The sequence below is a fragment of the Endozoicomonas sp. SCSIO W0465 genome, from assembly GCF_023716865.1.
GTDB lineage: Bacteria > Pseudomonadota > Gammaproteobacteria > Pseudomonadales > Endozoicomonadaceae > Endozoicomonas.
Genome location: NZ_CP092417.1, coordinates 640,310 through 659,498 on the forward strand (window position 1 = coordinate 640,310; position 19,189 = coordinate 659,498).

Below are 19,189 nucleotides of genomic sequence, written 5' to 3' on the forward strand. Positions count from 1 at the left end.
AATCAGCCTGCGATACTCATCATCGAGTCACAGCCTGACTCATCATCCGGGTAAATCAGTTACCCAGTTGTCTTTCCTTGATCTCGGCCAGTGTCTTGCAGTCGATACAGAGCGTAGCGGTGGGGCGTGCTTCCAGACGACGGATGCCTATTTCTACGCCACAGCTGTCGCAGTAGCCGTAATCGTCTTCTTCGATCCGGGACAGTGTATCGTTGATTTTCTTGATCAGTTTACGCTCACGGTCACGGGTTCTCAGTTCAAGGCTGAACTCTTCTTCCTGACTGGCGCGGTCTGCCGGATCAGGGAAGTTCGCGGCCTCATCCTGCATATGGTTAACTGTACGATCCACTTCTTCCATCAGCTCCTGCTTCCAATTCTGCAGGATTCTGGTGAAGTGAGCGATCTGTTGCTCGTTCATGTATTCTTCCCCATCCTTTTCCTGGTAGGGGGTATACGATTTGAGCAGATTGCCTGTATCCGCGTTTTTCTGTGCTGACATGATTACAGCCTCACCACCTTCTATTCATGAGCCAGGGGATCTCGCAAATGATCAAGAATCCTGAATCTCTCCATTTAGAGGCGCTCGCGTTCTGCCTGTTGAAAGCAGCCTCTGCGATCCCTCTGTTATCGCCGGTAAGCCGGCTCCCTGAAAGCCAAGGTCAACACCACGGATGCCTGGCGAGAACAAAAGCCCCTGGCACTTGCCTCTTGCCTTCCTTAAAGAAGCGGAGAAACTACCAAAACACATGGCAAGACGCCATAAAAAAATGTCATCCGCTTTACGACATTGACCAAAACCTGTCCTCAGGTCAACTGATATTCATCGCTGAATCGGTGATCCAATGGATTCAGAGAGCCTGTCAGCCCTGCAAGGACAGGAATAAACAATCGGCATAATAAAATTCTATTTTAGGATATTAATAAGTAAATTAATGAAATTAAGTAATGAGTATCGATAATGAAATACGATAGTCGCCTCTCTGAGGCCAGCCTGATAAAAAGATACAAACGGTTCATGGCCGATGTCGAGCTGGCCGATGGCTCACAGATTACTCTTCACTGCCCGAATACCGGTTCCATGAAAAACTGCCTCTACCCGGGTTACCGTGTATGGTATTCAGACTCAGGCAATCCCCGGCGTAAATACCCCTGCACCTGGGAACAGGCTGAAATTCCGGTGGTGTTTAACGGTGCAGAACGCCTGACTCTGGCCGGGCTGAATACCGGTCGGGCCAATGCCCTTGTTGAGGAGCTTATATTATCTGGTCAGGTGTTGGAGCTAGCCGGCTATCAGACTATCCGTCGTGAGGTTCGCTATGGCGAACAAAACAGCCGTATTGATTTATTGCTGCAGCAGGATGGCCTGCCCCAGGATGGCCTGCCCCAGGAAGGCCTGCCCGACTGTTATGTGGAAGTAAAAAGTGTCACGCTGGCAATGGGGAATGGCCTTGGCCTGTTCCCGGATGCCGTAACCAGTCGTGGCGTAAAACATCTCCGGGAGCTGACCCGGATGGTTGCTGCTGGTCACCGGTCTGTGTTGTTTTTCTGCGTCCAGCACAGCGGTATTGATCATGTGGCTGCAGCAACAGAGATTGATCCGGTTTATGCGGATGCGTTGCAACAGGCGGTTAAGGCCGGAGTGGAGGTGATGGCCTGGGGGGCAGAAATGTCGCCGGATAGTATTACATTGGTCAGGCAGTTGCCGGTTGGATAAACAATATAAATTAAAGAATTAAATATGATGAAACCTCAACTACCTCACTCCTGCCCGGTCAAAATGACTTGAACGAGGCTGAATGGCGTGCTGCACTGGCCCGAAGTACATCCCCGGAGGAAAAATGGACGATATCCTGGATTTGGCACTGGAAGAGCTGAAAGAAAAATATGAGCCTCATACCATCATCCTTTATGGTTCTCATGCCCGTGGTGAAGCGACGGAAACCAGTGACATAGACATCGCCTGTTTCTGGGATCGCCCGAATGAGCATAAAGAGGCAAGGCTATTTCAAGGTGTTTTCCTTGATGTATGGGTTTATCCAACCGCTTTTCTCGACTCAATTCCTGAAGAAGCACTCCGTTTCAGTGATGGAAAAGTAATTCACGATACACGGGGCCTGGGAATTGACTACCTGGCTAAAGTGAAGCAAAAGCTCGCAGACGGGAAACCGCCCATGTCTGATGATGATAGGGCACACCTTCATCAGTGGGTAATGAAAATGCTGGAGCGGGCGCATGATAAAGACCTGGATGGCAATTATCGCCGTACGTGGCTACAACATGACTTACTGGAAATATATTTTGATATGCGCGGTTTGTGGTATTTAGGCTCAAAGAAGAGTTTCAACTATTTGCAACAACACGACCCAACAGTTTTCAGGCTATTTGAGCAAACTTACAGAGATCCGTTAAACCTTGATTTGTTGAGCTCCTTGGCCAGGCAAGTAGTTCGCATATCCGAGAGCTAACCGGCTTGCCCGGTTGAGCGGGTTGTTATGTTTGCTTTACTCCAATCCTTCTGCCCAGGCAGTGTCGGTCATGCGAGGATCGTCGATCCGCTGGCCGAAGCAGTTGTATTGTTCCTCCTTGATACGCTTAAACATAAACGGTTCAAACAGCATCCGGTAGATTTTACTGGCCTTACCCCCGTTTCTGGTTTTTCGATGACAACTTTCAATGAATTTTTCTTTTTCCAACTTTCTCAAACTGGTGCAGATCGTTCCCTGTGTTACGCCAAGAATTTCTGCCAGTACTCCCTGGCTCGGCCAGCACTCCCCTTCAGAGTTGGCAAAGGTCGCCAGCACAACTAGCAGGTACTTCTGGGTCATGTTCAGGTTTTCCAAACCCTCAGTATTGAGTTTTACCCGTATCAACTTTGCAATCCCGATTGTGTAGGCAAAGGAAATCATTGCTATAATACTTCCCGAGCAATAGCTCACTTGTTTTGAGGAAAACCCGGTAGGAGGTGCGAACTCCGATGATCCGGGTTTTTTCTTATGTGCAGGAAACATAGATCACATACAGGGGGTTGCAAGATAAATAGACCTTATTAGTTTCAACACTGAAACATAGTGGTGAAACTAATACAAACGACTGCTGAACTGAAAACCCGGATGGATGATGGCAAAGCTATTTTGATTGTCGATGCCATGCCTCCTACTGAATAAATAGTACAGACTATTGCTGGAGTTTATTTTCCTCGTTGGCAAAAACAGCCTCAACATGTGGCCGAAGGACTTCTCTGTTTTTAGGTATTGTCCGAGACAAGGCAATATCCACGCTGGAAAACTCATTAAGCCTGGTATCCAGGCTTTGCATCTCTTTAATCATCCTAAAGGCATTTTCGAGATGGGTTCTTGCTCCAGATGGTGTCGCACCCTCAGTACCGCCAGCGAAAACAATGGAATTGAAAGCAGAAAGTACGGCGACATTGGTGCCCTTGGCAAGGCTTGTGTCTACACCGACCATCTTTGAATCAGCAGCGCTGAAAGCCGGATTCGAATCTATCCGATTTTTGATCGAGTTAAAGTACTCTCTCTGGTCAATACCTGGCTGAAAATCTTCCGGTCTCGCAATTTCTGAACCTTGACCTACACTTCGCTCCGCCAGTGAAGTTGTCAATTTAGCATTCGCACCTGAAGGTTCCGGCATCTGCTTATTAGCCTCAGTGGTAACCACGTGTCTATTGTCGGACGTTTTACCCTCAGAACCGGCCACTTTTTCATTTTGTGGGGTAGTCAATTGTGGAGTGGAGTTTGTCGAGTTAATCTGCATTTTTATCTCTCCTGATAACCATTAAGTCTTGTCCGACCTTCTTTTATTCCTGTTATTTATTTTTATTTCTGATATTTAGCTTAGCAGCCGTTTTCTCTCTGGTGCTATTACCGGCAGGTACTGGCGACAGGGAACCTCAAAAGAACCAAACTAGCGGGGCTATGATGTACTCTCGAATATTTCCAATTATGTTGAAATCTTGGGGTTGTGGGCAAGAAGACAGGTAATTTCACCGGGTTATGCACTTACAAATAAGTAGAGGGCTTCGATACATTGTACAAATCATTAATGAAATCTCTTGTAAACAAACCTTTCTGAATGCAGGCGCGAATAAGTGGTGTTATGGGTATACTCTCATGTTTGTATAGATCTAAAAGTTCAAAAGTATTATTGCAACGATTCACTCGACGCGCACCGAATTGAGACATTAAAAGATCCAAATTTTTGCAGGCTTTAAATTTATCAAAATTGTTCAAGCCAAAGCTAATAAGCATAGATCTGATTTTATCCCTTTTTTCGACTGATTTAAAACGGTAGCAAATCGTATCTCTGGGCCAGGACGCATATTCGTTATAAAGTCTGTCTTGCCATTCATACCAGGGCCACTCATCGGGGTCAGTGGGGTTTTGTGACGTGCGACTGATCGGCAGAAGCTCCGATGCAGACAATTTATAATGCTTTATAAGATATTTTTTGACCAGTGATTTGGCATAATCCTTCGGACGACAATTATCGTCCATAGCACCGCTTGAAATAATAGCATTAACCTGGCCAGTTACTGTTGTAAATCTCGCTCGTTGTTGCTGTTCTTTCCATTTCTGCCAGAACGGTATCATAAGATGGAGGAGCAGAGGGTAGTGCGGAACTATTGCTTATCGTTGGATTATACATTTGACAACCTTGTAGTAGATTTCGAGTCGATGTTTCTGTGGTAGCGAAACGATTCACATAGAGTACAAATTATTAATAAATTCTTCTGTGAACAGACCCGCCTGAATGCATTCGTGAATAAGTGGTGTTAGTGACAGTAATTGCTGATCAAGAAGGTTTGAAAGTTCAAACATATCATTACATCCTTCAAGTATGCCTTCACCAATTTTATTCTTTACATAAGACAGTTCTTTGCAGATTTTAAATCGATGGTCACAACCTAAAGCACTATTAAGTTCGATAATAATTTGATTTTTTTTCTCCCTTGATTTGTGAGCGTAGCCAGTCTCGCTTGATTTTGATGATTTGGGAACCTGCTCATAATGTTTACTTTCCCAGCTGGCCCAATTCCACTCATCGGGGGCTGTAGGATTTTGTGCAGTGGGACTGGTCGTTGAAAGTTGCGGTTTGGGTAATTGATAATAACATACAAAATAATCGGTCAGTAATCTGACAAAATCTTGCTTAGGACAATTACAGCGCATTGCTCTTTCTGAAATAATAGCTTCAACTTCGCTAATAGCAGTTGATAATTGCTTGTTCAATCTTTGATGTTGAATTTGTTTCATGGCAACAGCAAAGTTTGGAGAAACGGTTGATGGTGAGGTGCTTGAGTTAATCATTTGAAAACCTTTTATTTTAGTAAAAGTCCGAAACCAGGCAGTGAAAATTACGCCTGTAAACGCCTAAAGCTGTCGAACACGAATCAGTGAACCATCTGTTTTGCGGTTGTGCTCCTCAATTTCATGGTCGGTTAGTCTTTTCCATGCTTTAGTCGTTAACATGTCTGGAGGTAAGGTTAAGTAGGGGGCTTCTTCATTGTTACCCGCTGGTAGTTCGGTAACATGGCGCTCCTTGAATAACGCCCACTGGTTAACGACATGATTATAAAGCCGGATATCAAAGTGATTGCGCTCCGTTAAAACAGACTTAAGGTGTTCCGGCGGGGATTTCTCATCGTAAAGCTTATCGCCCGTTACCTGAAAGCGAGCAGTTGCCACTTTTTTCTCGCCATACAGTGAACCCACCAGTGCCGTTACCGAATTGGCAGCCTCTGTCGGTGCGACAAACAGAAAGTCGTTCTCTATCCTTGTGGTCGCTTCCTGCCAGGTTTTTTCTGAGCATTCACCATTCATATAATGTTTCCCGGCAATCAGCCGGGTTTGTAAATTATCAATCATGGTAGCACTGGCATAAGTTTCAACATCTTCTTTGGCAAGGTAACCCCGTTGGTAATCAAAATTAATGGAGGATATGGCTCTTTCAACCGGCTCCCGAACCAAGGCGATGTATCGTCCTTTAAAACCACCATCTGCTATCAGGCCGGTTGGCATATGACCGCTGATAAATCGAGGTGGATTCTGTGCTGCAAGGGTTTGAAGCGCTTCCCGGGAGGGATAACCGCCCATGGCGCCCATTTTGAAAAGATTTGGGGAAACCCCTTCTTGTCGCTTAACAGGGAAGCGATGATTAAATACCTTTCCAGAATCCCTGCTGATGGCTTTCATCAGATAATCAATGTTGGTGCCACCGGTTTTAGGAATATGGGCAAAAACGATATCTTCTTTCCCGGCGTTTCGTATTTCATCGGAGACATCCACACTGTTAAGCCGGGTAATCGTTGCTGAAACGTACGATGTGTTTGCTTGCATTATCTAATCACCTCAAGGGGCATGACTTCATAGATTCCAAACCGGACTCCAAACCAGCTCCCAAAACATCTTTGACCCTGTTTATGACAATAATGTTCCTTAACTTTTTAGTGATGAGCTATGATGCGGGCCGATCATAATGCCTGGAGTCCGGACATGAGCTCAGATATGCAACGCCTCAACGATGAAAACAGCTTGTATGGGCGCATGAAAGCAGCCTGCCAGGAGGACTGGCATGACTACTGTCATCACCCATTTGTTCAGGGAATTGCTGATGGCACACTGCCTCTGGCCTGTTTTCGCCACTACCTTCAGCAGGACTATCTGTTTCTGATTCACTTTGCCAGGGCCTACTCACTGGCGGTTTACAAGTCCGATAATCTGGACGATATGCGTTCGGCATCGGCCTCTGTCAGCGGTATCCTGGGCGAGATGACACTGCACCTGTCCTATTGCCGGGAGTGGGGGCTGACAGAAAAGGATGTGGTCAGCCTGCCGGAAGCCCGGGCCAATATGGCTTATACCCGCTACGTGCTGGAACGGGGAATGGCCGGTGATATTCTGGATTTATACACGGCGTTATCGCCCTGTGCCGTTGGTTATGCGGAAATCGGCCATCGTTTGAAGCACGATCCCAATACCCTCAAAGAGGGCAACCCCTACTGGGCCTGGATCGAAGCCTACGGTGGTGAAGCGTTTCTGGAAGGTGCCAGAAAGCAGGTCCAGCGGCTGGATCATCTGGCCCAGTCCCGTTATAACGCTGCCCGGATGGATTCACTCTGCCAGACGTTCCGGGCAGCCACCCGGCTGGAAATCGGGTTCTGGCAGATGGGGCTGGATTGCTCGTTTTAACGTCCGGTGGCGGTTTGTATTTCTCTGCTATCCTAAGCCCTCGAACAACAATTCATAACCTATAACTCATAACCCGTAAAGGCATGCGTATGAATCTTGAATCGAGAGTTGAGAAACTGGAGATGGGGCAGGAAGCACTTAATCACGCCTTTCGCGATCTGGCAAATGTCGTCAGTGCCACCCATGAAGTGGTTGCTCTTATTCTCAAAGAGCAGCAGGACACCCGTAAAGAGCTGAATGAGTTCAAGGGGGAAGTCAAGGCCCAGTTCCGGCAGATTGACCAGCGCTTTGATCAGCAGGACAAGCGCTTTGACAAGATTGAAGAAATTCTGATCCAGATCATCGGTCGCCTTCCTGACCAGCCCGCCATCTAAACCGGTTCCCGTTCCTGTGGTTCTCCATAGGAACGACAACACGCTTTTTCTCGTTTTCAGGCATTCCCGCCGCATCTACCTGGCTGGGAGTTTCGGGCACGCATTCCCACGGGGGAGAGGGTGTCGAAAAACTCTCCGGACACCTCGTTCCCACGCTCCGCGTGGGAATGCATGCGGATCTGGCAGCATGAGAAAGAGCCACTGCCTGGTAGGGTTTTCGGGGGCTCCATGCGAGTATGGTAATTGTGGCGGGATCGGTATGCATTCCCACGCAGAGCATGGGAACGAGATGTTCAGAGTGTCCGCAGGGTTTTGCGACAACCTCGGGACCGTGGGAACGAGTCTTCTCAGGAAAGCCCGGATTCAGCTTTTGCTTTGATTATTTCTGGGTTGATATACATCAATGGAATGTAAATTTTCATCAACCGGGAATATCAAACTCAATTGATTGTTTCGGTATCTACCTACCTTGTTGTCTGGGTATTTTAGATTGTGCCCTTCGTTGCAGTTTATTTCCTTCCCTTATTAATCAAGGCCTTTATTCCTGGTTTTGATTATTTGTTATCACATTCTGATTAATATTTACCCTATTTGCAGGAGAAAAAGTCATAAGCAGATTCAATTATTTAATGTGACCTTAGTACAAACACTCTTGAATAATTGCCTCCAAATTAAGTCGCTCGCATCGGTGAGGGGCTTCTGCCCTATGCCATGCATAAGAAGAAAGGCGACAGCAAAAAGCACACACATCACACACAATTTCAGGAGTGAACTCCATGCAAAAGAAAATTCTTGCAGCTGTTGTTGCTTCCGTCATGGCTGGTCAGGCTATGGCTGTTACTGTTATCGACAACGGCACTGACAAAGTGACCATCGGTGGTCACGTTGGTATGCGTTATGTTGACCAGACTGATGGCAAATCTGAAGGCGACAGCAGCCGTATCAACTTTGGCTTCGAACACAAGCTGACTGAAGCGACTACTGCTTTTGCCAAAGCTGAGTGGGGCTTCGACGTGACTGATACTGACGGAGACGTTTTCAGTAACCGTCTGGGTTACCTGGGTGCTAAGAACGACCAGTTCGGTTCTATCTCTTACGGTAAGCAGTGGTCTACTTACTACACAGTTGCTGGCTGGACTGATGTACTGGCTACTACTGGTGGTAACACTATTGGTACTTACTCTAGATTCGGTGACGCTCTGGGTACAGCCCGTGCTGACGACGCTATTCAGTACAACCACAGCATCATGGGTCTGAATATCTCTGCTCAGGCACAGCTGGGTGAGAGAGAAGTTATTGATAGTAAAGCAGCGGTGGATTTTGGTACTCGTGATAGCTCTTACGCTATTGCCGCCAGCTATGATCTGCCAATGGGTCTGAGCTTTGGTGCTGCTTATAACCAGGCCGAAGTCAAAGACCTGAAGCCTGTGGTTTATGGTTCTGACAAACTGAAAGCAAAGTCTGCTGTTATCGGTGCCAAGTTCGAAGCTGACAAGATCTATGCTGCTTTCACCTACGCAGAGCTGCGCAATCTGGATGATAAAGATTATCTGGGCTTTGTTAAAGAAGCTCAAGGTATGGAACTGTACGCCAGCTATCAGCTGAACGAGATGTTCAAAGTTGGTGGTGGTTACAACCAGCTGAAGGATGAGTCTAACTCTGCAGTAGCCAACAAGGGTGAAATCAAGTACATCCCAGTTGAAGTTGTTTACACTCAGGGCCCAGTTCAGCTGTCCGGTACTTATGAGTTCCAGGACAGCGTAATAGCTGGCACTACTGAGAGTGTTGATGACAAGCTGATCCTGCAAGCTCGTTACTACTTCTAATATTGCCTCGTTCCCACGGTCCTCCGTGGGAATGCATACTCTGTCTATCAGCAGACTCCATTCCTTTCCATTATCTTTCCTTGAAGGCACGCATCTGCCATTTGATACTCGTTCCATCCCTCAATGTTGCGCTGTTGGTTCCGTCGCCGTACCTCGTTCCCACGGTCCTCCGTGGGAATGCATACTCTATCTATCAGCAGACTCCATTCCTTTCCATTATCTTTCCTTGAAGGCACGCATCTGCCATTTGATACTCGTTCCATCCCTCAATGTTGCGCTGTTGGTTCCGTCGCCGTTGTTGTTGGTTATGGTGACGACGGTCCTGGCTCCTTCGGGAATCAGCGATTTGAATTGCTGCCAGATGTTGGTGGTGGCCATATCATCCCTTATGCAACATAGGTTTTGATGTGCCATCACTTGACACATCAAGTTCCCTGATATTTTCATGAAAAGTATTTTATAAGCCTGTTATAGGCTGCATCCAGCGCCTGAAACTTCTCAACGTCACCCCCCTTATCAGGATGATGTTGTAAGGCCAGGCGACGATAAGCTTTTTTCAGTTCGTTACTACCTGGTTCGCTCTCTCTATCCAAGCCAAGCACAACCAAATCATCAGGATCATAGCTATGTACTTTTTCTCCCTCAAGGCCCGCATCCCATCCCCACCATTCAGGTGGATTCTCAATGAGGTACTCAAAAGCTTCACTATAGGAGCGTCGCTTGTGATCAGATTTCACATCATTTTTTTCTTCAAGCATTCTAAGTTTTTCAACATAGGCTTCATTCAATTGATCTCGTGTATATGCTTTATTCTTATAATTCAATCCCAGTACTTTAAGACAGTTCACTAATTTTGAGCCGTCAAATGTTACTTCCGCATATACATCTTGTTTGATGCCCAATAATTCTCTGTATGTATCTCCCAAAACCGTTCCTTGTGCATAATTTTTACTATTTTTGGGGTCATGAAGAAATTCTTCAGCACCAGAGATACCAGTGCTTGATATTATTTCAGCTAACCTTTTCTCAGCGTAAACTTTAATTACCGCTATTCGAGATAAATCATCATTCTGAAAGCCATTTTTTTTAGTTAGCTCACTAAAAGCCAGTTTTTTTACTTCAGAAGAAGACATTAGTTTAATAATATCTAACCAGTTATCACTACTGGTTAAATGGATAACATCTTTGGCTTCGACTATTTTCGAGAAGGCACTTCTAGCCTCAACACCTAACAGCTTATTTGGCTGGTAATTCATGTTTTTATTAATGTATTTTACTGCACCTTCAACACCTTTTGAATCAACAAGCTCTGCCATTCTTTTTTTGGCATAAGCTTTTACACTCATGACTCGAACAGGATCGGTATCCTTAAACCCATTTGTATTAGATATTATATTGAACGCCAGTTTTTTTAACTCACCAATACCGAGTGTATTAATTAAATCTTTCCAGCCTTCTTTATCAATAGGATTCCCTTGTTTATCAAAAAAATCTCCAAACCTGTTCCAAACATCATCAGCAGTTAAAGTATATCGAGGTGGCAGCGGTGGTGGATTCTCATCATCAAGTGAATCAACGTCAGAGGAATCACTAACTATCCCACTGTCTTTGCTTTCCGCACGCTTGATTTTAGTAGACTTGGCATAAATAGGCTCAGGAGCAGACTTACAAGTAACTTGCTCATACTGAGACAGCACAGAAAGAACATCTGTTACAGTAATTTTCTTTCTATCCTTCAGTGATATTGCAGGCTTGACACCATTACTACGTATTTCACTCTCTAAATCATGCAGATACTGTTTTATATCTCCGTTCGGTTTTTTTACATGATGTTGTTTCAATTGTGCTTTTGTTGTGAAAGTGCCCTCGTGTAGTTCCAATTGGTCATCTTTACCAATGGCCCCCAGGTTGACTAATTTTGCTAACCCTTGGGTCAACGATGTCCCTGATGATGAGTTCATTTCCGATGCCTCAATATTTTTCATTTGGTATATTATTATTCGGACAATTTATAATAAAATTCATACATATGTGTAATACACCGATTTACCTCGTTCCCACGGTCCTGAGGCTGTCGCAAAACCCTCGTTCCCACGCTCCGCGTGGGAATGCATACGGATCTGGCAGCATGAGAAAGAGCTACTGCCTGGCAGGGTTTTCGGGGGCTTCATGCGAGTATGGTATTTGTGGCGGGATCGGTATGCATTCCCACGCAGAGCGTGGGAACGAGATGTCCGGAGTGTTCGGAGTGTTCGGAGGGTTTTGCGACACCCTCTCCTCCGTGGGAATGCATAGTGCGCTGGGATAAGCGGCGTATATCTTGCGGGTGAAAGTCCCGTTGCGGAAGGAGAACCAGCTCCACCGTATAGCGAGTCTTGCGTTGCTGAAGGTAACGAAAGTGATGAAGCGTAGACAGCGAAATATCCGAGCCGAAACCAAATGGTGAACGTGACAGCTCCGAAATACCACTTGTTGTGGGTGCCGATGCTCTTATGCAGGCAGCAGGCCCAAGAGTGCTGTGTAAGGTCAATCTGGGAATCCGAACAGCACTACCCTCCGGAGTCGCAGGCGTCGGCGAGTTTATAGAGATATACGACTGAACCCAGGAGATCCATAGGGCTCTCAAAGGATTGAGTATGTTAAGTACAAGTGCAAAACACGAGGCTTTACAGATGGCTCTATGGAAGTCGGAGTCAGTCATAGTAGTGATGAAGCGGGTAACGACCGTGGAGCGAAGGGCTGGCAGATAGATCGAGCGTGAGAGAGAAACAATGACCGTACTCAGCAACGACGGACAATCATGGTTAACGAAACTTGAGCGCATAGGTGAGAAATCGGCATACGACAGACAAATGGTGTTCAATAACCTTGGCCACCTGCTAAATGTTGACATGCTGAAGGAGCAATTCCATTGGTTGAACGGGAATAAAGCCGTAGGTATTGACCGTGAGACAAAGGAGACTTACGGCGTAAAACTGGATGAAAATCTGAAACACCTTCTCCAGCGCATTCGCCGTGGGACTTACAGGCCAAAACCCGCGAGGGTCACTGAAATCCCGAAAGAGGATGGGAGCAAACGGCCACTGGTCATATCCTGCTTTGAAGACAAACTGGTGCAACTTGCAGCCAGTCAAATCCCTGGCAAGATATACGAACCGCTGTTTCTACCGTGCTCATACGGATTCAGGCCCGGCTTGAGTTGTCACGATGCTTTGAGGACTTTGCTGCAGTCCAGTTCCCGAAACCGGGATGGTGCTGTCTACGTGATAGATGAATGGTTTGCCGAGGTAAGCCGTTCTCACATCAAAGGGCGGGCGGAAATGGTGAGGTACGCTGACGATATGGTATTCCTTTTTGGGGATGCCAGTGAAGCAGAGCGCTTTTATAAAGTGTTGCCAAAACGGTTAGAGAAGTTTGGTCTGGAGTTGCATAGAGAGAAATCGCAGATAATTCCTGCAGGATGGATTGCAGCTCAGAGGGCCAATCAATCAGGTAAGCGTCTTTCGACGTTTAACTTCCTGGGGTTCACCTGTTACTGGGGTAAGATGCGAAAAGGTGGTTGGCGACTGAAGTTCACCAGCCGTAAAGATCGTTTTGCATCGAAGCTCAAAGGGTTAAGGGAGTTCCTCTGGAAGCGCCTGAGTTCTGACCGTGTGCAAACGCTGAAGAGAGCGATTCGGGGGATCAAGGGATGGATCAACTATCATGGGATCACAGACAATCAAGGACGGGTCAGGCAGTTCATTCTGCAAGGCAAACGAACGATCCACAGATGGCTTAATCGTCAGGGAGGAAAAGGATACTTGAGCTGGGGAAAGCTGGTGAAAATTCTTAAAGTGTTGGCGTATCCAGAGAGCTGGAAAACGGTGTCAATGTTCCGGTCTCACCGAACATGTGTGGGGACACGGGTCTATCGGGAGCCGGATGCGGTAATTCCGCAAGTCCGGTTCTGAGGAGGGGCTTGCCCGGGTGACCGGGCAGGTCTACTCACCCTCTATCTATCAGCAAACTCCATTACTTTTCATTATCTGAGGCCCTGAAGCGGCCGTCCCTGCGATTTTTCATGTCCTTTGCGGTTTAAAACTCTATTCCGGCCCCGGGGGAAACCCATCCGTCATCATTTGCTCCATGGTCCACGGATTGGTATCCGGAAACTCATCCTCAGGTATTTCCAGTTCCCGCGAAGCATCCCGACAGGCAATGGGGTAACACTCCAGCAAACATTCATCCACTAATCCGTACAAACTGGGATTCTTCATCAACAGTCGTTTAACGATCGCCCGTTCTTTTTCCAGACTGTAATCAATGACCATAAACCAGCTGCGATACCAGCGGTTGAGTGTTCGTAAATCTTCCTTGAAGGCACGCATCTGCCATTTGAGCAGTAGAACCAGTATCCGGGTCAGATGATTTTCCAGAGTATTCACCTTTTCCTGGCCAAGGTCGTCTACTTCCTCAATCAGGTTTTCCAAGTCCAACGCTCGAAACTTGTTTTTTTTCAGTAAATCAATTTGCTCACGGGTCCACTGATAAAAGTCCGTTTTATACAGGTTGCTCATTGTGATGACCTCCCGATGCTACTGATGTTTTTTTAAGAGTGTCAGCATTGTCTCAAGCGCAGAAAATGGTGGTTCCAACTCTCCGAACCCTGCCGTAAAGAATCAATACCAGAAGAAGCTGTCACAAATGGGCTGGAGTATAGGTCATGAATGTCATGCCAGGGGAATTTTGATAATAACCAGGGGAATTTGACCATAAATCGTTAGTGGTTCCGCAATGAAATAACGATGGCTGCGGAACCGGTTTAAAAGTCAGTGAGCGTTAAATAGATAGCTGGACAGTTTCACCGGTTTGTTCGGTAAGGCAACGGTTGAGTACATCGAGCAACGCTTCTCCTTTGCCCTCAAGTAACCAGTCGCCCTGTTCCTCATCATAGTCAAAATGGAATCCACCACGGCGGGCCGCCATCCATAATTGCAAAAGTGGTGTCTGACGGCTGAGGATAATTTTACTGTTGTCTTCACAGGTTAACGTGAGAATGCCTGCTGACGTCTCATAGTCAATGTCCAGCCCGGAATCGTCTATGGCGTCTTCAATGGCCAGCATCAAGCCGTCCAGAAGCTCGTGAAATTGACGCTCTATCATACGTGTCTCGGTGCAATACTGTTCTGAATGGGCAAATGTTAACCTGCTTCCGGTTTTGCTGATAGAGCCTTCCATGAAAGGAAAACGCTTCAGTCAGCTTCAATCAGATAGCAGAGTAACCTCAATCATTAAAAAAGCCCTCAGCCATTTTAACTAGAGCCATCGGTAATTAGCCAGTTATACTGTGGGCTATTCAGAATTAAGGATCGGGTTATGAGCGTGTTCACTGCTGGCCATCAGCTGAAAACTTCCGCATTTGCCGCTGCTGCGTTGCTGGTTCTGCTGCTGACCGGCTGTGGGCAGAAAGGTGACCTGTACCAACCCACATCATCACTGGTCAGTACTGATGCGCAGACTCGCCTTGTTGAAAAGGGCTTCAAATAACGCGGTTTTGGCAAACTGCTGGATTATTACACCAATAAATACATTGGAATGGGGAGCAGTCACCTGATGGAGTGGTTTACTTTTCAGCCCTCGGAAAAACCGGCAGGTAAGGCGTTATTTGCAGAAGCTATTCCGGTTCAACGGCTGGCCAGTCAATACGGTACGCCTTTGTATGTCTACTCCAGAAAAGCTCTGGAGGACAGCTATCTGGCATACCATCAGGCCATGGCGGACTGGCCGCATCTGATTTGTTATGCGGTAAAAGCGAATGGCAACCTGGCGGTGCTGAATGTTCTGGCTCGACTGGGGGCTGGCTTTGATATTGTCTCTGTCGGTGAGCTGGAGCGTGTTCTGGCGGCTGGCGGTGATCCGGGCAAAGTGGTTTTTTCCGGGGTTGCCAAGCAACGCCATGAAATCCGTCGGGCGCTTGAAGTGGGTGTCCACTGCTTCAATATTGAGTCAGAACAGGAGCTGCAACGTATTCAGGAAGAAGCGCAGGCAATGGGTCAAGTGGCCCGCATCTCCCTGCGGGTCAACCCGGATGTTGATGCCCGGACGCACCCATACATCTCCACTGGCCTGAAAGATAATAAGTTCGGCATTGATATTGACCGGGCTCCTGCCGTTTATGCCCGTGCTGCTGAATTGAGTCATATTGAGGTGGTGGGTGTTGACTGTCATATTGGCTCCCAGCTGACCACCACCGAACCGTTCCTGGATGCCCTGGATCGTCTCCTGCTGTTAATGGATCGCTTGAAAGCTCTGGGTATTCATTTGCAACATCTCGATATTGGCGGTGGCCTTGGGGTTCAGTATCAGGATGAAACAATACCATCCCCTTCTGACTACCTGATTTCGGTAAAACAGCGACTGGTTGAACAGGGCTATGGTGATTTGACCCTGGTGGTGGAGCCCGGCCGTTCCATTGCCGCCCGGGCCGGTATCATGCTGACCCGCGTTGAGCTGATCAAAACCACTGAGCAGAAGCACTTTGCCATTGTCGATGGCGCCATGAATGACCTGCTGAGGCCGGCCATCTATAGTGCCTGGCATACCATTGTCAACACTGTGCAACACAGTGATGTCGATCCTCAGGTGTACGACATTGTCGGGCCGGTCTGTGAAAGTGGTGACTTCCTGGGTAAGCAGCGGCATCTGACCATCAGGGAGGGTGATCTGCTGGCGGTGTATTCGGCCGGTGCGTATGGTTTTGTGATGAGTTCCAATTACAACGCCCGAAATCGTGCCGCAGAAGTCATGGTAGATGGTACCGAGGCTTATGTGATCCGTCGTCGGGAAACCATTGCCGAACAGTTTGCTGCAGAAAGCCTGCTGCCGTAGCCCTGCTGCCGAAGCAATGCTCCAGGAATGTTCCAAAAATGTACCAAGAAAGAACCTGATATATGCTGCTACATTTCACCAAGATGCACGGTCTGGGTAACGACTTTATGGTGGTCGATATGGTGTCCCAGAACCTGCGCCTGCCCCCGGAAAAAATCCGTCGACTGGCGGACCGGCGGTTCGGGATCGGCTTTGACCAGTTGCTATTGGTTGAGCCCCCAACCCATCCTGATATCGATTTCCGCTACCGTATCTTCAATGCCGATGGCAGTGAAGTGGAGCAGTGTGGCAATGGGGCCCGCTGTTTCGCCCGTTTTGTACGGGACAAAAGGCTGATTGGCAGTGACCGGATTCGGGTGCAAACCGCCGGGGGGAACATTGAGCTGAGTATACTGAGTAATGGTGAGGTTTGTGTGGATATGGGGGTGCCCGGGCTGGAGCCTGAGCAGGTACCATTTAATGCGCCGCAGCGCTCAGAGACATACCCCCTCCGGGTTGATGGCCAGGTCATTGAGGTTGCTGTCGTTTCCATGGGCAATCCGCACTGCGTTTACCCGGTGGATGACGTTCACAGGGCGCCGGTAGAAACCTGGGGGCCGCTGATTGCAGCGCATCCGGATTTTCCCCGAAAGTGCAACGCCGGCTTCATGCAGGTTCTCAGTGCTGATGAGATTAACCTGCGGGTATTTGAGCGCGGTGTTGGTGAAACACTCGCCTGTGGCACCGGTGCCTGTGCCGCTGTGGTAGCAGGACGTCAGCTAGGCCTGCTCGGCGATACCGTTAAAGTGAATTTACCAGGGGGCAGCCTGTCTATTTATTGGCCGGGAGAGGGTAGTCCGGTTATGATGACAGGTGCAGCAACCCGTGTTTATGAAGGATACACCCGGCTATAAATCAGCTAAGGGCCAAAGATAATGACTGAACCAATCGTCGCAGCCGACAAGGAAAAACAGCAATCCATTGATCAGCCGCAGGCTCTGAAACCGGGACAGGTTGCTGACTACCTGAGAGAGCACTCTGACTTCTTTGTTGGGCGTGACGACTTGTTGCTGGATCTGAAATTGCCCCATCAACGTGGTGATACCATCTCGCTGGTGGAGCGTCAGGTGGCACTGCTGCGTGAACGGGCGCTGGACTACCGGCACCAGCTGGCACGTATGGCTGATAACGCCAGAGAGAATGAAAAACTCTTTGACCGCATGCGTCTTCTGGTACTGTCATTGCTGGAAAGCAAAGACCTGGAACAGCTGGTGGAGGTCATCGGTGACAGCCTTAACCATGAGTTTGGTATCGAATTTCATTCGCTGATTCTGTTCAGTGAAAAACCGATGAGCCTGCCCGTGAGGATTGAGCATACCGACGTTGTTGTCGAAACTCTGGGTTCCATCATGACCAGTGGTAAAGCCATTTGTGGGCAGGTGACTCAGGCAGAACTGGACTTCCTGTTTCAGGAGCAGGCCGGCAATGTTGGCTCGGTGGCCATTGCGCCCCTGAGCTATGTCCTCAGTGAACCGCAGCAACTGGGGATTCTGGCATTGGGTAGTCAGGATAAGCACCATTTCAAGGCCAGCATGGGCACCCTGTTTATCAGTTACCTGGGCGATATATTGAGCCGAATTCTGGCTCGTCAGCTTCATTCATGAGTCCCTCTGCTGCCGATTCCCCGGTCAATAGCGGCCTGCAACAGTCAGTGGCCGCTTTTATGGACTACCTTCGCTATGAAAAGCAGCACTCACCGCATACGCTCTGTGCCTATCAGCGTGATCTCTCCCGTATTATGCAACAGGCGACAGCCGGAGACATTCAGGGCTGGGAACAGATTACCGAGCAGCAGTTAAAGCACTGGCTCGGACTCTGGCATGAAGAGGGTTTATCCAGCCGCAGCCTGCAGCGGCTGATTTCATCGGTTCGTCGTTTTTATCAGTACCTGTTAACTCAGGGTGTGGTAGCCAATAATCCGGCCCGGCTGCTTCGGGCGCCGAAAACCGCTCGGCCTCTGCCGGTGACGCTGGATGCAGATCAGGTCAATCACTTGCTGGATGACCCCTATGGTCAGGCGGATGGTGATCCTCTCAAGTGCCGTGATCTGGCTATTCTGGAACTCTTCTACTCTTCAGGTTTGCGGCTGGCCGAGTTGGCGGCACTGAATATTGACAGTTTTTCCGGTGATTGGTCACAGGTGAGAGTGCTTGGGAAACGCAGTAAAGAGCGCATGGTCCCGGTGGGAAGCAAAGCCCGGCAGGCGATTCAACACTGGCTGAGGTTTCGCCAACAGTTCGTTCGGAGCGAGAGTGGCAGTGCCCTGTTCCTGTCAAAGCCGGGCAAGCGCATCAGTACCCGACAGATTCAGTATCGTATCAAGGCGTTTGCCAGGGAAGCGGGCATGCCGGTGGGGGTTCATCCTCATATGCTGAGACACTCGTTTGCCAGTCACCTGCTGGAATCCAGCGGTGACCTGCGCTCAATTCAGGAACTGCTGGGGCACAGCGATATCTCCACCACCCAGATCTATACCCATCTGGATTTTCAGCATCTGGCGGCGGTGTATGATAAGGCGCACCCAAGAGCGAGGAAGAAAAAAGATAAATAGACAGCAGTACGTTCTCTTATAAACCGTCCGGGAACAGCTAGTACATGGTTTCAATGAGTTTGACGGGTTGACGTGCCTCCGCGCTCCGTTCGTCCTGAGCCTGTCGAAGGGCGGAAACTCCGGACTCTGATAGATTGTGCCAAGCACCCTTCGTCCGTGCATCCTGAGCCAAGCCGAAGGGCGCTCAAGGTGAACGGAGATTGTACACGTCAAACTCATTGAAACCATGTACTGTTCGATCCGATGGTTTTAACAAAAATAAACAAAGAATACCGGCAGGTTATCCGGCAACCATTATTATTTACAGGACAAAAATTATTTGAA

Annotated in this window: 22 protein-coding genes; 12 read left to right on the forward strand and 10 right to left on the reverse strand. The window is 48.1% G+C overall.

Going from position 1 to position 19,189, the window contains the following annotated elements; genetic code table 11:
- Window positions 1-55: 55 nt before the first annotated feature.
- Window positions 56-499, reverse strand: a complete 444-nt coding sequence (dksA, locus tag MJO57_RS02735) for an RNA polymerase-binding protein DksA (protein WP_252022766.1) — start codon at window positions 497-499, stop codon at window positions 56-58.
- 47 nt (window positions 500-546) lie between these two features.
- Between dksA and MJO57_RS02740 the strand changes: the two genes are divergently transcribed.
- From MJO57_RS02740 to MJO57_RS02750, 3 genes are all read left to right on the forward strand, one after another.
- Window positions 547-897 (forward strand): hypothetical protein, encoded by a 351-nt coding sequence (locus tag MJO57_RS02740; protein WP_252022768.1) that lies wholly within the window; start codon window positions 547-549, stop codon window positions 895-897.
- A 61-nt stretch (window positions 898-958) separates the two neighbouring features.
- Window positions 959-1,714 carry a DNA/RNA nuclease SfsA gene (gene sfsA, locus MJO57_RS02745; protein ID WP_256493228.1) on the forward strand — a complete coding sequence of 252 codons (756 nt, stop codon included), beginning with the start codon at window positions 959-961 and terminating at the stop codon, window positions 1,712-1,714.
- Between the two features lie 124 nt (window positions 1,715-1,838).
- Window positions 1,839-2,465 carry a nucleotidyltransferase domain-containing protein gene (locus MJO57_RS02750; RefSeq protein ID WP_252022772.1) on the forward strand — a complete coding sequence of 209 codons (627 nt, stop codon included), beginning with the start codon at window positions 1,839-1,841 and terminating at the stop codon, window positions 2,463-2,465.
- 36 nt (window positions 2,466-2,501) lie between these two features.
- Here the strand turns inward: MJO57_RS02750 and MJO57_RS02755 are convergent, their stop codons facing one another.
- The 5 genes from MJO57_RS02755 to MJO57_RS02775 form a co-directional block, all read right to left on the reverse strand.
- Window positions 2,502-2,906 carry a helix-turn-helix domain-containing protein gene (locus MJO57_RS02755; RefSeq protein ID WP_252022775.1) on the reverse strand — a complete coding sequence of 135 codons (405 nt, stop codon included), beginning with the start codon at window positions 2,904-2,906 and terminating at the stop codon, window positions 2,502-2,504.
- A gap of 268 nt (window positions 2,907-3,174) precedes the next feature.
- Window positions 3,175-3,771, reverse strand: a complete 597-nt coding sequence (locus MJO57_RS02760; RefSeq protein ID WP_252022778.1) for a hypothetical protein — start codon at window positions 3,769-3,771, stop codon at window positions 3,175-3,177.
- A 245-nt stretch (window positions 3,772-4,016) separates the two neighbouring features.
- A complete protein-coding gene (locus tag MJO57_RS02765; protein ID WP_252022780.1) occupies window positions 4,017-4,607 on the reverse strand; it encodes a hypothetical protein in 591 nt (196 codons plus the stop codon).
- 108 nt (window positions 4,608-4,715) lie between these two features.
- On the reverse strand, window positions 4,716-5,324 hold the full coding sequence (locus tag MJO57_RS02770) for a hypothetical protein (RefSeq protein WP_252022782.1): 609 nt from the start codon (window positions 5,322-5,324) through the stop codon (window positions 4,716-4,718).
- Window positions 5,325-5,387: 63 nt separating this feature from the next.
- A complete protein-coding gene (locus MJO57_RS02775) occupies window positions 5,388-6,353 on the reverse strand; it encodes a sulfotransferase domain-containing protein (protein ID WP_252022784.1) in 966 nt (321 codons plus the stop codon).
- 156 nt (window positions 6,354-6,509) lie between these two features.
- Between MJO57_RS02775 and tenA the strand changes: the two genes are divergently transcribed.
- From tenA to MJO57_RS02790, 3 genes are all read left to right on the forward strand, one after another.
- The gene (gene tenA, locus MJO57_RS02780; RefSeq protein WP_252022786.1) at window positions 6,510-7,205 is read left to right on the forward strand and encodes a thiaminase II; all 696 of its coding nucleotides are present in this window, start codon (window positions 6,510-6,512) and stop codon (window positions 7,203-7,205) included.
- Window positions 7,206-7,288: 83 nt separating this feature from the next.
- Window positions 7,289-7,579 (forward strand): hypothetical protein, encoded by a 291-nt coding sequence (locus MJO57_RS02785; protein WP_252022788.1) that lies wholly within the window; start codon window positions 7,289-7,291, stop codon window positions 7,577-7,579.
- A 776-nt stretch (window positions 7,580-8,355) separates the two neighbouring features.
- Window positions 8,356-9,405, forward strand: a complete 1,050-nt coding sequence (locus MJO57_RS02790) for a porin (RefSeq protein ID WP_252022791.1) — start codon at window positions 8,356-8,358, stop codon at window positions 9,403-9,405.
- Between the two features lie 216 nt (window positions 9,406-9,621).
- On the opposite strand, the gene MJO57_RS02795 is transcribed toward MJO57_RS02790, so the two are convergent.
- Window positions 9,622-9,783, reverse strand: coding sequence for a hypothetical protein (locus MJO57_RS02795; RefSeq protein ID WP_252022793.1), 162 nt, complete (start codon window positions 9,781-9,783; stop codon window positions 9,622-9,624).
- Window positions 9,784-9,848: 65 nt separating this feature from the next.
- The gene (locus MJO57_RS02800) at window positions 9,849-11,390 is read right to left on the reverse strand and encodes a J domain-containing protein (protein ID WP_252022796.1); all 1,542 of its coding nucleotides are present in this window, start codon (window positions 11,388-11,390) and stop codon (window positions 9,849-9,851) included.
- Window positions 11,391-12,176: 786 nt separating this feature from the next.
- Here MJO57_RS02800 and MJO57_RS02805 point away from each other — a divergent pair.
- Window positions 12,177-13,358: a reverse transcriptase domain-containing protein gene (locus MJO57_RS02805; protein WP_252022798.1), complete on the forward strand. Its 1,182-nt coding sequence runs from the start codon at window positions 12,177-12,179 to the stop codon at window positions 13,356-13,358.
- A gap of 132 nt (window positions 13,359-13,490) precedes the next feature.
- Here MJO57_RS02805 and MJO57_RS02810 read toward each other — a convergent pair whose 3' ends face one another.
- Both MJO57_RS02810 and cyaY read right to left on the reverse strand, forming a co-directional pair.
- Window positions 13,491-13,964, reverse strand: coding sequence for a DUF29 domain-containing protein (locus MJO57_RS02810; protein WP_252022800.1), 474 nt, complete (start codon window positions 13,962-13,964; stop codon window positions 13,491-13,493).
- A 262-nt stretch (window positions 13,965-14,226) separates the two neighbouring features.
- On the reverse strand, window positions 14,227-14,625 hold the full coding sequence (gene cyaY / locus MJO57_RS02815) for an iron donor protein CyaY (RefSeq protein ID WP_252022802.1): 399 nt from the start codon (window positions 14,623-14,625) through the stop codon (window positions 14,227-14,229).
- Between the two features lie 138 nt (window positions 14,626-14,763).
- Here cyaY and MJO57_RS02820 point away from each other — a divergent pair, with 138 nt between their 5' ends.
- The 5 genes from MJO57_RS02820 to xerC all read left to right on the forward strand — a co-directional run bounded on the left by MJO57_RS02820 (window position 14,764) and on the right by xerC (window position 18,865).
- Window positions 14,764-14,934, forward strand: a complete 171-nt coding sequence (locus MJO57_RS02820; RefSeq protein ID WP_252022805.1) for a lipoprotein — start codon at window positions 14,764-14,766, stop codon at window positions 14,932-14,934.
- Between the two features lie 66 nt (window positions 14,935-15,000).
- The gene (gene lysA, locus MJO57_RS02825; RefSeq protein ID WP_252026917.1) at window positions 15,001-16,275 is read left to right on the forward strand and encodes a diaminopimelate decarboxylase; all 1,275 of its coding nucleotides are present in this window, start codon (window positions 15,001-15,003) and stop codon (window positions 16,273-16,275) included.
- 62 nt (window positions 16,276-16,337) lie between these two features.
- Window positions 16,338-17,168, forward strand: a complete 831-nt coding sequence (gene dapF, locus MJO57_RS02830) for a diaminopimelate epimerase (protein WP_252022807.1) — start codon at window positions 16,338-16,340, stop codon at window positions 17,166-17,168.
- A gap of 21 nt (window positions 17,169-17,189) precedes the next feature.
- The gene (locus MJO57_RS02835) at window positions 17,190-17,918 is read left to right on the forward strand and encodes a DUF484 family protein (RefSeq protein WP_252022809.1); all 729 of its coding nucleotides are present in this window, start codon (window positions 17,190-17,192) and stop codon (window positions 17,916-17,918) included.
- 35 nt (window positions 17,919-17,953) lie between these two features.
- Window positions 17,954-18,865: a tyrosine recombinase XerC gene (gene xerC, locus MJO57_RS02840; RefSeq protein ID WP_305881920.1), complete on the forward strand. Its 912-nt coding sequence runs from the start codon at window positions 17,954-17,956 to the stop codon at window positions 18,863-18,865.
- Window positions 18,866-19,189 lie beyond the last annotated feature (324 nt).

Bases quoted from the DNA above. Each gene is read 5' to 3' on its own strand.
- dapF (WP_252022807.1), top strand. From the start codon at position 16,338: ATGCTGCTACATTTCACCAAGATGCACGGTCTGGGTAACGACTTTATG.
- MJO57_RS02760 (WP_252022778.1), bottom strand. From the start codon at position 3,771: ATGCAGATTAACTCGACAAACTCCACTCCACAATTGACTACCCCACAA.
- MJO57_RS02805 (WP_252022798.1), top strand. From the start codon at position 12,177: ATGACCGTACTCAGCAACGACGGACAATCATGGTTAACGAAACTTGAG.
- lysA (WP_252026917.1), top strand. From the start codon at position 15,001: ATGGAGTGGTTTACTTTTCAGCCCTCGGAAAAACCGGCAGGTAAGGCG.
- MJO57_RS02795 (WP_252022793.1), bottom strand. From the start codon at position 9,783: ATGGCCACCACCAACATCTGGCAGCAATTCAAATCGCTGATTCCCGAA.
- MJO57_RS02820 (WP_252022805.1), top strand. From the start codon at position 14,764: ATGAGCGTGTTCACTGCTGGCCATCAGCTGAAAACTTCCGCATTTGCC.
- MJO57_RS02810 (WP_252022800.1), bottom strand. From the start codon at position 13,964: ATGAGCAACCTGTATAAAACGGACTTTTATCAGTGGACCCGTGAGCAA.
- MJO57_RS02755 (WP_252022775.1), bottom strand. From the start codon at position 2,906: ATGATTTCCTTTGCCTACACAATCGGGATTGCAAAGTTGATACGGGTA.
- MJO57_RS02790 (WP_252022791.1), top strand. From the start codon at position 8,356: ATGCAAAAGAAAATTCTTGCAGCTGTTGTTGCTTCCGTCATGGCTGGT.
- MJO57_RS02835 (WP_252022809.1), top strand. From the start codon at position 17,190: ATGACTGAACCAATCGTCGCAGCCGACAAGGAAAAACAGCAATCCATT.
- MJO57_RS02785 (WP_252022788.1), top strand. From the start codon at position 7,289: ATGCGTATGAATCTTGAATCGAGAGTTGAGAAACTGGAGATGGGGCAG.
- sfsA (WP_256493228.1), top strand. From the start codon at position 959: ATGAAATACGATAGTCGCCTCTCTGAGGCCAGCCTGATAAAAAGATAC.
- MJO57_RS02765 (WP_252022780.1), bottom strand. From the start codon at position 4,607: ATGATACCGTTCTGGCAGAAATGGAAAGAACAGCAACAACGAGCGAGA.
- cyaY (WP_252022802.1), bottom strand. From the start codon at position 14,625: ATGGAAGGCTCTATCAGCAAAACCGGAAGCAGGTTAACATTTGCCCAT.
- MJO57_RS02775 (WP_252022784.1), bottom strand. From the start codon at position 6,353: ATGCAAGCAAACACATCGTACGTTTCAGCAACGATTACCCGGCTTAAC.
- tenA (WP_252022786.1), top strand. From the start codon at position 6,510: ATGAGCTCAGATATGCAACGCCTCAACGATGAAAACAGCTTGTATGGG.
- dksA (WP_252022766.1), bottom strand. From the start codon at position 499: ATGTCAGCACAGAAAAACGCGGATACAGGCAATCTGCTCAAATCGTAT.
- MJO57_RS02740 (WP_252022768.1), top strand. From the start codon at position 547: ATGATCAAGAATCCTGAATCTCTCCATTTAGAGGCGCTCGCGTTCTGC.
- MJO57_RS02800 (WP_252022796.1), bottom strand. From the start codon at position 11,390: ATGAAAAATATTGAGGCATCGGAAATGAACTCATCATCAGGGACATCG.
- MJO57_RS02750 (WP_252022772.1), top strand. From the start codon at position 1,839: ATGGACGATATCCTGGATTTGGCACTGGAAGAGCTGAAAGAAAAATAT.
- MJO57_RS02770 (WP_252022782.1), bottom strand. From the start codon at position 5,324: ATGATTAACTCAAGCACCTCACCATCAACCGTTTCTCCAAACTTTGCT.